14 protein-coding genes are annotated in these 13032 nt (G+C 61.7%); 8 read left to right on the forward strand and 6 right to left on the reverse strand.

Annotated elements, in window-relative coordinates:
• Positions 1-237: 237 nt before the first annotated feature.
• Genes msrB through msrA form a run of 3 tightly spaced genes read left to right on the forward strand, consistent with a single transcriptional unit; the run spans position 238 to position 3462 of the window.
• Positions 238-738 (forward strand): peptide-methionine (R)-S-oxide reductase MsrB, encoded by a 501-nt coding sequence (msrB, locus tag EV561_RS23840; protein WP_132525121.1) that lies wholly within the window; start codon positions 238-240, stop codon positions 736-738.
• A 21-nt stretch (positions 739-759) separates the two neighbouring features.
• A complete protein-coding gene (locus EV561_RS23845) occupies positions 760-2700 on the forward strand; it encodes a cytochrome c biogenesis protein DipZ (protein ID WP_132525123.1) in 1941 nt (646 codons plus the stop codon).
• 12 nt (positions 2701-2712) lie between these two features.
• Positions 2713-3462 carry a peptide-methionine (S)-S-oxide reductase MsrA gene (gene msrA, locus EV561_RS23850; RefSeq protein WP_132525125.1) on the forward strand — a complete coding sequence of 250 codons (750 nt, stop codon included), beginning with the start codon at positions 2713-2715 and terminating at the stop codon, positions 3460-3462.
• Positions 3463-3469: 7 nt separating this feature from the next.
• Here msrA and EV561_RS23855 read toward each other — a convergent pair whose 3' ends face one another.
• On the reverse strand, positions 3470-3892 hold the full coding sequence (locus EV561_RS23855) for an NUDIX domain-containing protein (RefSeq protein ID WP_132525127.1): 423 nt from the start codon (positions 3890-3892) through the stop codon (positions 3470-3472).
• A gap of 274 nt (positions 3893-4166) precedes the next feature.
• On the opposite strand from EV561_RS23855, the gene EV561_RS23860 reads away from it, so the two are divergent.
• The 4 genes from EV561_RS23860 to EV561_RS23875 all read left to right on the forward strand — a co-directional run bounded on the left by EV561_RS23860 (position 4167) and on the right by EV561_RS23875 (position 7217).
• Entirely contained in the window at positions 4167-5090 is a 924-nt protein-coding gene (locus EV561_RS23860) for a bestrophin family protein (RefSeq protein WP_132525129.1), read from the forward strand.
• 98 nt (positions 5091-5188) lie between these two features.
• Positions 5189-5728 carry a sigma-70 family RNA polymerase sigma factor gene (locus EV561_RS23865; protein ID WP_132525131.1) on the forward strand — a complete coding sequence of 180 codons (540 nt, stop codon included), beginning with the start codon at positions 5189-5191 and terminating at the stop codon, positions 5726-5728.
• A complete protein-coding gene (locus EV561_RS23870; RefSeq protein ID WP_132525133.1) occupies positions 5715-6479 on the forward strand; it encodes an anti-sigma factor in 765 nt (254 codons plus the stop codon). The genes EV561_RS23865 and EV561_RS23870 overlap by 14 nt, the downstream gene beginning before the upstream one ends.
• A 21-nt stretch (positions 6480-6500) precedes the next feature.
• Positions 6501-7217 (forward strand): Bax inhibitor-1/YccA family protein, encoded by a 717-nt coding sequence (locus EV561_RS23875; RefSeq protein ID WP_132525135.1) that lies wholly within the window; start codon positions 6501-6503, stop codon positions 7215-7217.
• Between the two features lie 187 nt (positions 7218-7404).
• Here the strand turns inward: EV561_RS23875 and EV561_RS23880 are convergent, their stop codons facing one another.
• From EV561_RS23880 to EV561_RS23900, 5 genes are read right to left on the reverse strand one after another with little or no spacing between them, the layout of a single operon-like run.
• Positions 7405-8712 carry an FAD-binding oxidoreductase gene (locus EV561_RS23880; protein WP_132525137.1) on the reverse strand — a complete coding sequence of 436 codons (1308 nt, stop codon included), beginning with the start codon at positions 8710-8712 and terminating at the stop codon, positions 7405-7407.
• Positions 8709-9695, reverse strand: coding sequence for a branched-chain amino acid ABC transporter permease (locus tag EV561_RS23885; protein WP_165927893.1), 987 nt, complete (start codon positions 9693-9695; stop codon positions 8709-8711). The genes EV561_RS23880 and EV561_RS23885 overlap by 4 nt, the downstream gene beginning before the upstream one ends.
• Positions 9692-10600: a branched-chain amino acid ABC transporter permease gene (locus tag EV561_RS23890; RefSeq protein WP_132525138.1), complete on the reverse strand. Its 909-nt coding sequence runs from the start codon at positions 10598-10600 to the stop codon at positions 9692-9694. Before EV561_RS23890 ends, EV561_RS23885 begins: the two co-directional genes overlap by 4 nt.
• Positions 10597-11358, reverse strand: coding sequence for an ABC transporter ATP-binding protein (locus EV561_RS23895; protein ID WP_132525320.1), 762 nt, complete (start codon positions 11356-11358; stop codon positions 10597-10599). Before EV561_RS23895 ends, EV561_RS23890 begins: the two co-directional genes overlap by 4 nt.
• An 11-nt stretch (positions 11359-11369) precedes the next feature.
• Complete coding sequence (locus tag EV561_RS23900; RefSeq protein ID WP_132525140.1) at positions 11370-12170, reverse strand: ABC transporter ATP-binding protein; 801 nt, start codon at positions 12168-12170, stop codon at positions 11370-11372.
• A 133-nt stretch (positions 12171-12303) separates the two neighbouring features.
• On the opposite strand from EV561_RS23900, the gene EV561_RS23905 reads away from it, so the two are divergent.
• Positions 12304-13032: a GntR family transcriptional regulator gene (locus tag EV561_RS23905; RefSeq protein ID WP_132525142.1), complete on the forward strand. Its 729-nt coding sequence runs from the start codon at positions 12304-12306 to the stop codon at positions 13030-13032.

Raw genomic sequence — 13032 nt, forward strand, 5'->3', positions numbered from 1 at the left:
ATGCAGTTGTGTAACAAATGCGGTCGTGCTCGCGTACTCCCAATGACAGAAAATGAACCGCGCGGCTGATATCAAGCCAATCGAGAAGAATTTCGAAATGCCGGGAATATTCCCCGTTATCGGTTGTCTACCTCGATGAAGATGTCTCGCGGTCTCTGTAAAATGGACTGATCGGTCCGACACGCATGATTGCGAGATGGTTGCCGATATTCCTAATCCTTGAAGGAGGTTTGGATCATGTGGAGCAGACGTTTGTTGCTGGTGGGCGCCGGACTTGGTGTGGTGGCGACCCGTTTTGCTTGGGGTAGCAACAGCAGCCCAGCCGCGACCAAGATGGTCGAGAAATTCCCTGTCATGCATAGCGACGAGGAGTGGCACAAAATCCTGACGGACGACCAGTTTGAGGTTTTGCGCCAGGAGGGGACCGAGCGTCCCTTTACAAGCCCGCTCCTGCATGAGGAACGCAAGGGCAATTTTGCCTGCGCAGGTTGCCAGCAGGACGCTTTTTCCTCGACGACGAAATTCGACAGCGGCACGGGCTGGCCGAGCTTCTGGGCGCCGATTGATGGTGCTGTCGGCACGACGCGGGATACGTCCTACGGCATGGTGCGTGATGCGGTGCATTGCAGCCGCTGCGGCGGGCATCTTGGCCACGTCTTCAACGACGGCCCGAAGCCGACCGGATTGCGCTACTGCATGAACGGCGTCGCCATGACGTTCCATACAGTCTCGGCCTAATCGCTGGAAAGATCAGATATCATGTTGCTGTTCGTCCTTGCCTATCTGGGCGGCGTGCTGACGATCGTCAGCCCGTGCATCCTGCCGGTCCTGCCTTTCGTTTTTGCACGGGCCGGCCAACCTTTCCTGCGCAGCACGCTGCCGATGCTGGTCGGCATGGCCGCAACCTTCGCAGCTGTCGCAACGCTTGCTGCCGTTGGCGGCGGCTGGGCGGTGGAAGCCAATGAGTATGGCCGCTACGCCGCGATGGCGCTGCTCGCTGTCTTCGGCATTATCCTGCTTTTCCCGGCGCTGTCGGATTATCTGACGCGGCCACTCGTCTCCCTCGGTGCGCAGCTATCGCAATCCGCTGACAAGAGTGCCCGTAGCGGCGGCTCGACGATCATCGCCTCGCTGCTGCTCGGTGTCGCGACCGGTCTTCTCTGGGCACCCTGTGCCGGCCCGGTTCTCGGCCTGATCCTGACGGGCGCTGCGCTTCAGGGCGCGAGCGTCGGTACGACGCTGCTGCTGCTTGCCTATGCGCTGGGTGCGGCTACGTCGCTTTGCCTGGCGCTTCTGATCGGTGGCCGTGTCTATCAAGTGATGAAGAATTCGCTCGGCGTTGGCGAATGGGTTCGCCGTGGTCTCGGCGTTCTTGTCCTCGTCGCCGTGGTCGCCATCGGTCTTGGCCTCGACACCGGCTTCCTGACACAGGCATCGCTCGCCAGCACCGCTTCGCTGGAGCAGAACCTCGTCGATCGCTTCCATGCGCAGCCGGGCGGCGACCAGGCCATGGCGGGAGCCCAGGGTGGAGCAATGAAGTCGTCGGTCGTCATGAACGGCGGCGACGCCATGATGAGCGCGAACAATCAGATGATGATGAAGAGCGGTGACAATCAGGCGGGCGGCAACAAGTCCGGCGACGGCGGTCAGATGATGATGGCGGCCAACCCTGCCATGATGAGCGGCTCGAACGCCATGATGATGAAGGGCACGCCGCAGGCAGCTGCCGATGCGCTGCCGGTCGAACCGACCACGCCGAAATTCGATGGCGCGGTGCAGTGGCTGAACTCGCCGCCGCTGACGGCTGAATCGCTGAAGGGCAAGGTCGTCCTCGTCGACTTCTGGACCTATTCCTGCATCAACTGCATACGCGCCATTCCCTATGTCAAAGCATGGGCCGAGAAGTACAAGGACCAGGGTCTCGTCGTGATCGGCGTGCATTCTCCGGAATTCGCCTTCGAGAAGAATGTCGACAACGTCAAGAAGGCGATTGGCGACCTCGGCATCACCTATCCTGTTGCCGTCGACAATAATTATGCGATCTGGCGCGCATTCGACAACGAATACTGGCCGGCGCATTATTTCATCGACGCGCAAGGTCGCGTGCGGCACCATCATTTCGGTGAAGGCAGCTACGACGAGTCCGAGCATGTTATCCAGCAGCTTCTGGCGGAAGCCGGCAAGACCAACGTTGCCAAGGATGTGGTCGATGTGAAGGCATCGGGTGCCCAGGCCGCATCCGACGAAGCGGATGTGCAATCGCCGGAGACCTATGTCGGCTACCAGCGTTCGCAGAATTTCGTCGGCGCTGAGGGCACCGTGAACGATGCGGCCCATACCTATGTCGCAGAGACGCCGCGGCTGAACGAATGGGGCTTGACCGGCAACTGGACGGTCGGTTCCGAACAGGGCGCCCTCAACGACGCCAATGGCAGCATCTACTACCGCTTCCATGCCCGCGACCTGCATCTGGTCCTCGGTCCCGGCGCGGACGGCAAGCCGGTGCGTTTCCAAGTGACGGTCGACGGCAAGGCGCCCGGCGACAACCACGGTGTCGATACCGACGCCGACGGCAACGGCACCGTTACCGGCCAGCGGCTCTACCAGCTGGTCCGCCAGAGCGGTCCGGTCGGGGACCATACATTTGAAATCAAGTTCCTGGATCCAGGTGTCCAGGCCTTCGCATTCACCTTCGGCTGAGAGGAGATCATCATGAACAGCTCATCGGAGAATAGGCTTCGCAAGATCGCATCGCGCGCTGGGAGACCGGCCGCCTTCGCACTGGGTGCGTTGCTTTTGGCGGGCGTCGCGTTTCAGTTCACTACGCGTGCTTCCGCCGAGGATGCACGCGCCATTCCGGCGCCGACGACCGACGAAGCGCCGGGTGCCGGCAACGAAACCGTGGTTCTGGCCGGCGGTTGCTTCTGGGGCGTGCAGGGCGTGTTCCAGCACGTCAACGGCGTCGTCAGCGCAACATCCGGCTATGCCGGCGGTGGCAAGGATGCGGCTCATTATGAAATGGTGAGCACCGGCACGACCGGCCACGCGGAATCGGTCAAGATCGTCTTCGATCCGAAGAAGGTCAGTTTCGGCCATTTGCTGCAGATCTACTTCTCCGTCGCCCATGACCCGACGGAGCTGAATTACCAGGGGCCGGACGAGGGTACGCAGTATCGCTCGGCGATCTTCCCGACCACTGCCGACCAGGCCCGTGTCGCCAAGGCCTATATCGATCAGCTCAACCATGCCCGGGTCTTCGATGCAGCGATCGTGACCAAGATCGAGCCGGAGCGGATGTTCTATGCGGCCGAAGACTATCATCAGGATTTTCTGACGACGCATCCGAGCTATCCCTACATCGTCATCAACGATCTGCCGAAGATCGAGAACCTGAAGAAGATGTTCCCCGGCGACTATCGCGCCAACCCGGTTCTGGTCGAAGCCAGCGCTTCGGCCAATTGAGCAGTCGTCACTCCTGAGCCCTGCCGGCAGACAGCGTCTGCCGGTAAAAGGGCAGGATAAGGTGCTCCGTCAGTGGCGCCATCGGTATATCGGTCGGCTCGCGGACGGATATCCAGCGAGCCTCCTCGATTTCCGCCGTTGGTTCGATAGTGCGGCCGTCGACGTCGACCCGGAACACTTCCGCTTCGACGACATGGTCCGGCTCGTTGGCGGCGGCAGCTTCGAAGCGCCCGAGGAAGAGCGCCGCTTCCGGATCGATATCCAGCCCAATCTCTTCCTTCAATTCGCGCACGAGCGCCTGCAGAGAGCTTTCGCCGGGCTCGATCTTGCCGCCGGGCTGCATGAATATGCCGGTGCCGCGCTTGCGGACGAGCAAGGTTTCTCCATTCTTCTCGACGACGAGTGCTGCGGCGATCCTGATCGTGCTCATTTGTCGTTTCTCCGTGAAGAAATAGAATATGGCTGGCGCTCGGATAGGCGTCGACGTGGCCACGACTTATGCTGTTACTGAACGCGGGACTACTACTAATTCTATTATTCGAATACCAATTCTGCCGTGTCTAAAGTTGAATTGTGATAATCTTTTGAAGAGCCGGCGAAGCAATGCGCCTTGTGCAGGACGGCCTGTGTAAAGATCGATGCCTGAGGCGGATTTATTTGATGTATGGGTCCGGGGACCGAAATTTGCATTACGAGCGCCATTCATGATCGTCCGTCCGCGGCCCAGCCTGCTGCAGCTCTTTTTCATCGTTCGCGGTTCGATTGTCCTGCGCATATTGCCGCAGATCATCGTCATTTTCTTGCTCTCGCTCGCCATCGTCGCCGGGCATGAGGAGAGGCCCGGCGTCATTCTCTCTCTCAACAGCGGGCCGTTCGCGCTGCTCGGCATTGCGCTTTCGATCTTTCTCGGCTTCCGCAACAACGCCTGCTACGACCGCTGGTGGGAAGCGCGCAAGGATTGGGGGCAGCTCATCTTCATTGCGCGCGGCTTTGCGCGTCAGACCCTGCTGCTCGAAACATCGGGGGAAGCAGGAATAGCCGCGCGCCAGGGACTGCTGCGGTTGACGATTGCTTTTTCCCATGCACTCGTCTGCCACTTGAGGCCCGGCGGGAACGATGACAAGGTTGCCCGGCATCTCGACGAGGGAACCTTCGGCCTCTATCGCGCTGCCCGCAATCCGCCCGACCTGCTGCTGCGGCTGATGTCGGCCGATCTCGCCCGGCTGAAGGCCGATAACCGGATCAGCGACATTCAATATCAGCTGCTGGATGCAAGCGTGGGGCAGATCGGCGCGGTGCAAGCGGCCTGCGAGCGCATTCGCAGCACGCCTTTGCCGTTCGGCTATACGCTGCTTCTCCACCGTACGGCCTACCTTTTCTGCTTCCTGCTTCCTTTCGGCTTCGTCGACAGCCTCGGCTGGGGAACGCCCTTTGTCACGGCGCTGGTCGCCTACACCTTCTTCGGGCTGGATGCACTTGGGGACGAGCTGGAGGACCCGTTCGGCAATCAACTGAACGCCCTGCCTATCGGCGCGCTTGCCGATACGATCGAGATCAACCTGCGCGAAGCGATGGGCGAGACCGATCTGCCGCCTCTGCCGCAGCCCAAGGATTTTATCCTGATGTGATCCCGCAGAATCTCGCTTCCGCGAAAGCGGCGATTATTTTCTGAAAAATTTTCGCAGACCCATGGAATAAGATCGGCGCTGCATCCGTATATTGGTGCATGGAACGCAAAGAACGGACATTCGATGTTTTGGGGCAGCTCGGTTCGCTGAGACGATACGCCCGCTCGCTTGTCCGCAATGCGGACGAAGCCGAGGATCTGGTGCACGATGCACTGGTCAAGGCCTATGAGCGCAAGTCGACCTTCCGCCGCGGCGCTAACCTGCGCACCTGGCTTTTGTCCATTGTGCACAATGCCCATATCGACCGCCTTCGCAAGGCGCGGTCCATGTCGCGCCGGCATGACGAAGCCGCAGTCGAGATGGAACCGTCCATGCCCGCCGGTCAGGATCATGCAGTGCGCCTGAAGCAGGTTCGGGATGCATTCTTCAATCTGCCCGAGGAACAGCGCGAGGCGCTGCATCTCGTGGCAATCGAGGATCTGTCCTATCAGGAGGCAGCATCGGCACTTGGCATTCCCGTCGGCACGCTGATGTCGCGGATATCGCGGGCCAGGGCACAGCTGCGTGAGTTCGAGAACGAAACGTCGTCGGTCACGCATCTTCGGCTTATCGGAGGGAACGATCATGAAAATCGTTGATCCGATCATCGATGCCGATCTCGATGCTTATGTCGACGGTGAACTGGATGTAACGCGCCGGATAGAGGTTGAATCCTATCTGTCTGAAAATCCGGCCACTGCAGCGAAAGTCATGGCGGATCTGAGCATTCGTGGCGAATTGCGCCTGGCTCTGGCGGGCGAAGTGCCTGCTGGCCGTGCGGAAACACGCGAGGCCGCCCGTCGGCTGGAACGCGGGCTTTCCTATGGACGCGTGCTGAGCACGATTCACAGGATTGCGGCAGTTGCGGTTCTGGTGACCGTGGGCTGGGTTGCGCATACCTCTCTCGGTGCCTTCACCGCGACCGAGGTTGTAGCGTCCACGCGCCCACCGGCCTTCGTGGAGGACGCGGCGCGTGCTTACCGGACAACTGCGTTGCGTGAGCAGGCCGATCCGGCCACCAATGCCCATTACAATCCGGACGAAATTCGTGCGGCAACCGGTATTGTCTTGCCTGATCTGCCGAATGGTTGGTCCGTAACGGACGCGCAGATCTATCCGTCTGAATTCGGCCCGAGCGTCGAACTGGCCATTACCGGAAGGGGCGAGCGGCTGTCACTGTTTGCCGTGCGACCGGGAAGTTTTTCCGTCGAGAAGGTCGCTCATGTCGCCCTCGACGGCGTGCAGGCTGCCTACTGGCGGATCGGCGAAGTCGCTTACGTGCTGATCGCCGACGGCAAATCCAGCAATCTTGATAGCGAGGCGGGGCAGTTGGCCCGCACTCTCTACTAGTCTGAGGTAAGGGAGAACACCATGAACCAGACAGATCAGCGATATGGCTACGGCGCCGCAGGCGGTTCACAGGCGCTCCTCGATGAAGGGCTGCGCAAGCACATGCTGCGCGTCTACAACTACATGGGCATTGGCCTTGTTCTGACCGGCCTTGTTGCCTTTGTCGTCGGCACGACGCCGGCGCTCTACGTACCGATCTTCTCGTCGCCGCTGAAATGGGTGGTGATGCTGGCGCCGCTGGCCTTCGTGTTGTTCTTCTCCTTCCGCATCCAGTCCATGTCGGCGGGGGCGGCACAGATGATGTTCTGGGCCTTCTGCGCGGTCATGGGGCTTTCGCTCGCCTCGGTGTTCCTCGTCTTTACCGGCACGAGCATCGCACGGACCTTCTTCATCGCTGCGACCATGTTCGGCGCGACCAGCCTCTACGGCTATACGACGAAGCGGGACCTCGCGAATTTCGGTTCGTTCCTGATGATGGGCCTGATCGGCGTCATCATTGCCAGCGTCGTCAATATCTTCCTGGGTTCCAGCGCGCTGCAGTTTGCGATCTCGATCATCGGCATCCTCGTCTTCGTCGGTCTGACGGCCTGGGATACGCAGAATATCAAGGAGCAGTATGCCGAGAATTATAGCCAGGAGTCGCAGCAGAAGCTGGCCGTATTCGGTGCGCTGTCGCTCTACCTGAACTTCGTGAATATCTTTCAGCTTCTCCTCAACTTCACAGGGGAGAGGGAGTAATAGCGTCTCCTTCGTGGGGCCGGGAGACGCTTGGGTGCCCGCGGGTTTCATGACAGGCCCGCGGGTACCATTTATTTAAGGAAGACTTGAGCGTTTTCGCTTTTCTTCGAATCGCGGAAACGCTCCATCTCTTTGATTTGACGCAATTCCGGACGCAAAACCGCGTCACACTTTTGCTGGAATTGCTTTAGAGGCTGCGTGCATCCAGCCGATCGCGCAGCATGCTCCATGGGAGCAACGCATTCGGCGCATGGCGCATCAATGCGTGAAACGGGATCGGTGCAGGCGGCGCAAAGGGGATGGGAAGATCCTTGGGATCGGTACCTGCCGCCCAGTCGGCGAGCACACGCCCCATTGCCATCGTCATCGCGATACCGCGACCGTTGCAGGCAAAGCCCGCGATCATGTCGGGACCGAGATCGACGAGATGAGCCAGGAAATCCGGCTCGACGGCTGCAATCCCCGACCAGCTATATTCTATCGGCTGCAGATCCTTCAAATCGAGATGGCGTGCCAGGCGGCGGTGGATCGCCTGCGGCACGCGCTCTTCGGCGCCCGGCCCGACGATATGCATTCCGCCTGTGATGAGCCTGTTGTCGGCATCGAAGCGGAAGGTGAAGAGATTGCGGCGGGTGTCCGAGACACATTGACCGCCCGGCAGCAGGCGCTTGCGCACTGCAGACGGCAATGGTTCCGTGGCGATCTGGAAGACCTTCAGCGGAAAATAGGTTTGCGCCAATCTCGGATTGAGCCGGCCGCCATAGGCATTGGTTGCGACGACGACCTTCGCCGCCCGGACGGTTCCCTGGGCGGCTCGGATATTCCATCGATCACTGTTGCGGCTGACCGATTGGACGGCCGAGCGCTCGAAGATGGCCGCCCCCGCCTTTTCGGCGGCGGCGGCAAGGCCGCGGGCATACTCGACCGGGTTGATCACGCCGCCCGATTTGTCCGTCCATCCGCCGAAATAACCGTCGACGCCTGTCGCGTCGCGTATCTCCTCTCGGCTCAGCACGACGGCCGGCCGGCCCCGCCTTGCCCATTGTCCGGCACGGGATTTCACCTTTTCGAAAGCGGCGGCCGAATGCGCGGGCTGTATCCAGCCTCTCTGGGCCGCGGCGCATTCAATGCCATGATGCCTGATGAGATCGAAGACGAGGTCGCCGCTGCCGGCTGCCATACGGATCAGCCGTTCGCCGTGCTCCGGCCCGAGATGGGCGACGATGTTGTCCGGATCCATCTTGGCGAAATTCGGCACCACGAAGCCGGCGTTCCGTCCCGTCGCACCCCAAGCGATGATCTCAGCCTCGAGAATAACGACCGACAGGCCTTTTTCGGCGGCATGCAGCGCCGTCGAGAGGCCGGAGAAGCCGCCGCCTATGACGGCGAGGTCCGCATCTAGGTTTTCCTGCAGGGATGGGCGGGCCTTGCGGTTGCGTCCGACCGCATGCCAGAGCGATAGATTTTGGCCGGTGGGCCGGATGGAGGCATTCATTGCGTGGCGCCGCTCTCGTCGGGCAAGGCCTTCGCCTGCTTCTTGCCGAAGCGCGGCCGGCGCGGAATGTCGCCAAAAATGCCGTTCGGGCGCACGAGCAGGATGACGCAGAGCATCACGCCGATCGCGACGATCTGCAGCGATGCGGCGCGCGCCTGCTGCTCGGGCGTGAAGAGCACGCTCGTCAGCGCGCCGGAGCCGGCCCAGATCGCCCAGACGAGGATGCTGCCGATGACAGCGCCCTTGTTGCTGCCAGAACCGCCGACGATCAACATGACCCAGACCTGGAAGGTCAGAGTCGGAACGTAGTTGTCGGGGGCGATGAAGCCGATGAAATGCGCCTGCACCGCGCCGGCAAGCCCCATGATGGCGCCGCCGACGGCAAAGGCCTGGACGCGGTAGAAGCGGGCGCTCTTGCCGAGCGAGATCGCGGCGCGCTCGTCCTCCCGCAGCGCCTTCAGCACCCGGCCCCAGGGACTATGTGCCAGGTGCTCCAGCGCAAAATAAACGACGAGCGTGACGGCTGCGACGATGGCTAGGTTCGAAAGGTTGAAGAGAACGGGCGTCTCGGCGAGGCCGGCGAAGGGCCGCGGAATGAAGCCGATGCCGAAGGGACCGCCCGTGAGCATCTGCGCATTCAGCGCGACAAGCTGGACGACGACCGCGACGCCGAAGGTGGTGATGGCGAGATAATCCGATTTCAGACGCAGCGTCGCCGCCCCGACGATGGCGGCGGCAATACCCGCGACCACCATGGCGCCGAGCCAGCCGATGAGGACGGGCATGTCGAAGCCGCCGAGGCGGTTTGCCGTATCCGGCGTCGTCAGCAGCGCCGACGTATAGGCGCCAATCGCGACGAAGCCGGCGAGGCCGACATTGAAGAGGCCGGTCAGACCCCATTGCAGGTTCAGCCCGAGCGTGATCAGCGAAAAGATCAGCGCCGTCGTCAGAAAGAAGGCGCCATAGCCGAAGATATCGATCATCGTTCCTTCACTCCGAAAAGGCCGATCGGCCGGACGAACAGCACCGCCATCAGGATGATGAAGGAGACGGCGGCGCGCCATTCGGCGCCGATCAGTTGCACCGCGCCGGATTCCGCCAACCCGATGATAAGGCCGCCGAGCACGGCGCCGGGAACACTGCCGATGCCGCCGAGGATGGCTGCCGCAAACATCGGCAAGAGCATGTCGAAGCCCATCAGCGGCCGGATCTGCACGAGAACGCCGATCATGACGCCGGCAACGCAGGCAAGCCCGCCGCCGATCAGCCAGGTGACACGCACGACCTTGGCGACATCGATGCCGACGACGCGGGCAAGCGCCGGGTTCTGGCTCAGCGCTTGCATGGAGCGGCCGGTCTGCGTGCGCGTCATCAGCATGTGGACGCCGAAAACGAGGATGGCCGTCAGGATGAGCAGCGCGATCTGGTCAGGTGTGATGCGAATACCGAAGCCGACGGGCATGGCAATCTGGATGGCACGGCTGAAATAAGTCGGCCGCGAGGTGAAGATGAATTCGAGCAGGCTGCGCAGCGCCATGGAGGCGCCAAAGCTTGCCATGACGACGATGATCGACTGTCCCTTGGCCCTGAGCCGGGCAAACAGCACCTTGTCCAGCGCCAAGGCCAGCAAGCCGGTGATCGCCATGCCGAGGATTAGAGCCACGATCAGCGGCCAACCGAAGGAGAGCTTGCCGATCGGCGCGATCTTGCCGAAGAGCGCGCCGATGGCGCTGACGATGGTCAGCGTCGCATAGGTGCCCCAGGCCATGAAATCGCCATGGGCGAAATTGGAAAAGCGCAGGATCGAATAGGTGAGCGTGACCCCGATCGCGCCGAGCCCGATCATCGATCCCGTCAACAGGCCATCGACGACGAATTGCAGGTTCATGCCGCACCCCCGGTCTTCGTATCCGCTGCCTTACGCGCCGGGCGCTGGCCGAGATAGAGTTCGGCGACCACGGGGTCGTTCCAGAGTTCGGAGGCGACGCCCTCGTGCCTATCCTTGCCCTCGACGAGAACATAGGCGCGGTCGCCGATCGCGAGTGCTGCCTTGGCATTCTGTTCGACCAGCAGGATCGTGACGCCGGATTTACGGATATCGGCCAGCATCTCGAACACCATGGAGACGAATTTCGGGGAAAGCCCTGCCGATGGCTCGTCGAGAACGAGAACCTTCGGGTGGACGATCAGGGCGCGGGCGACGGCGAGCATCTGCCGCTGACCACCCGAGAGATTGCCGGCGGCGATGCGGCGATGGCGGGCGAGATCGGGGAAGGTCGCATACATTTCCTCGATGCGGCCGGGGATTTCCTTTGGCTTCAATATCCCGCCCGCGACCTTCAGATTGTCCTCGACCGACATCAGAGGGAAGACGTTTTCCGTTTGCGGCACGAAGGCGAGGCCGAGGCGGACCATGCTATGGGCCGGCGCAGTCGTGATCTCCTTGCCGTCGAGCACAACGCTGCCAGATGTGACTGGCACGAGGCCGGCGATCGCCTTGATGAAGCTCGACTTGCCGGCACCGTTAGGACCCAGAACGACGACGATCTCGCCCTTGTTGACCGTGATCGAGGCGCCGCGAACGATCGGCACGCCGGGCTCGTAGCCGGCGACGAGATCGCGGACGAGGAGGACGGGTTCGCTCATATCCGGTCCCATCATGCCGCCCCTCCGAGATAGGCTTCGATGACGCGCGGATCGCGGGCCACTTCCTCGGCGGTGCCCTCGCAGAGCAGCTGGCCGCTCGCCATGACGATGACGCGATGGCAGAGCCGCGTCACCATGTCGATATTGTGCTCGATGAGCAGGAATGTGATGCCGCGGGCGTTGATGTCGCGGATACGATCGATGATGGTTTCGAGCAGCGTGGCGTTCACGCCGGCCGCCGGCTCGTCGAGAAGAATGATCGCGGGATCGGCCATCATGACGCGCGCCAGCTCCAGCAGCTTGCGCTGGCCGCCGGACAGAACGCGGGCAGGCTCATCGGCGAGGTGGGTGAGTTTGACGAGATCGAGCAGGTCCATGGCCTTCTCATGGGCTGCCTTCTCCTCCGCCGCGACCTTCCAGGGCTGCAGGAAATTGGAGAGAAGCCGCTCGCCGGCCTGTTTCTGGGCGGCGAGCATCACGTTTTCGATCAGCGTCAGATTGGGAAAGGGGCGAGGGATCTGAAAGGTGCGGCCGAGGCCGCGGCCGATGCGGCGATGGGCGGACTCGCCCGAGACCAGCGTGCCGTTCAGCGCAATCTCGCCGCTTGATGGCGCGACGCTGCCGGCCAGAAGGTCGAACATCGTCGTCTTGCCGGCGCCGTTCGGCCCGATCAGTCCGAGAATTTCACCTTTGCGGACATCGAATGAGACGTCGTTGACGGCCGCGATGCCGCCGAAGCGCCGCACGACGTTTTTCGCCGTCAGAACGGGCATATGGGCATCCTCCCCCTGCCGTTCGGAAGTCGTAATCATGGATCCCTCTGGTCGAAAACGGTCATTGCCGCTTCCTGATTTTTGATTTGTGATCACACTTGCATTGATCACGCTAATCAGCTTTACTCGCTTCCGCAAGCCAAAAACGGGAACACCCCAAAACGGGACGAAAATGCAAAAGGCTGCAGTCGAGAAAATCAACGATCCCATAGCCTCGCAGCTCGCGCCTGTCGGCCGTGAGACAGTGCAGGACCGCGTCTATTCCGAGCTGCGCCGTGCGCTGATCGGCGGCCTGTTCGAGCCTAGCCAGGTCCTGACAATCCGCGGTCTTGCCGATGCGCTCGTCACGAGCACCATGCCGGTGCGCGAGGCGCTCGGGCGGCTGATCACCGAGAAAGCGCTGGAGGCGCTGCCCAATCGCTCGGTGCGTGTGCCGCCGATTACGCTGGAGCGCATGGACGATCTCCTGCGTGCGCGCATCCTGATCGAAGGCGAGGCGATCGCGCTTGCCGCCACCCGCATGACGGGGCGCCAGATTACCGCGATCGAGGGCCTGCTCGGCGAGTGGGACGAGATGCGGGCGCTGAAGCACAAGAAGGATGTCGACCGCGAGGTCACGCTCAACCAGAGCTTCCATTTCGAGATCTATCGAGCCTGCGGATCTGCCGTGCTCATCCCGATGATCGAAAGCCTCTGGCTGCAATCCGGCCCGTGCATCCGCGTCGCCATCTATGCCTTCTCCGATGCGGGAGAAATCGACACCGCCCATTATCACCGCAGCATCGTCAAGGCGATCGCGGCGCAGGACGCGCAGGCCGCGCGCGAGGCGCTGGTCGCCGATATCAGCCGCCCCTTCGCCTTCCTGCGCAATAAATTGCAAGCCGAAGCCAACAAGGATTGA

This window comes from Rhizobium sp. BK376, assembly GCF_004341625.1.
Classification (GTDB): domain Bacteria; phylum Pseudomonadota; class Alphaproteobacteria; order Rhizobiales; family Rhizobiaceae; genus Rhizobium.

Excerpts from the sequence above, each read along its gene's own strand:
- EV561_RS23875 (WP_132525135.1), top strand. The coding sequence starts at position 6,501 with ATGAACCAGACAGATCAGCGATATGGCTACGGCGCCGCAGGCGGTTCA.
- msrB (WP_132525121.1), top strand. The coding sequence starts at position 238 with ATGTGGAGCAGACGTTTGTTGCTGGTGGGCGCCGGACTTGGTGTGGTG.
- EV561_RS23890 (WP_132525138.1), bottom strand. The coding sequence starts at position 10,600 with ATGAACCTGCAATTCGTCGTCGATGGCCTGTTGACGGGATCGATGATC.
- EV561_RS23865 (WP_132525131.1), top strand. The coding sequence starts at position 5,189 with ATGGAACGCAAAGAACGGACATTCGATGTTTTGGGGCAGCTCGGTTCG.
- EV561_RS23845 (WP_132525123.1), top strand. The coding sequence starts at position 760 with ATGTTGCTGTTCGTCCTTGCCTATCTGGGCGGCGTGCTGACGATCGTC.
- EV561_RS23870 (WP_132525133.1), top strand. The coding sequence starts at position 5,715 with ATGAAAATCGTTGATCCGATCATCGATGCCGATCTCGATGCTTATGTC.
- EV561_RS23900 (WP_132525140.1), bottom strand. The coding sequence starts at position 12,170 with ATGATTACGACTTCCGAACGGCAGGGGGAGGATGCCCATATGCCCGTT.
- msrA (WP_132525125.1), top strand. The coding sequence starts at position 2,713 with ATGAACAGCTCATCGGAGAATAGGCTTCGCAAGATCGCATCGCGCGCT.
- EV561_RS23885 (WP_165927893.1), bottom strand. The coding sequence starts at position 9,695 with ATGATCGATATCTTCGGCTATGGCGCCTTCTTTCTGACGACGGCGCTG.
- EV561_RS23860 (WP_132525129.1), top strand. The coding sequence starts at position 4,167 with ATGATCGTCCGTCCGCGGCCCAGCCTGCTGCAGCTCTTTTTCATCGTT.
- EV561_RS23905 (WP_132525142.1), top strand. The coding sequence starts at position 12,304 with ATGCAAAAGGCTGCAGTCGAGAAAATCAACGATCCCATAGCCTCGCAG.
- EV561_RS23895 (WP_132525320.1), bottom strand. The coding sequence starts at position 11,358 with ATGAGCGAACCCGTCCTCCTCGTCCGCGATCTCGTCGCCGGCTACGAG.
- EV561_RS23880 (WP_132525137.1), bottom strand. The coding sequence starts at position 8,712 with ATGAATGCCTCCATCCGGCCCACCGGCCAAAATCTATCGCTCTGGCAT.
- EV561_RS23855 (WP_132525127.1), bottom strand. The coding sequence starts at position 3,892 with ATGAGCACGATCAGGATCGCCGCAGCACTCGTCGTCGAGAAGAATGGA.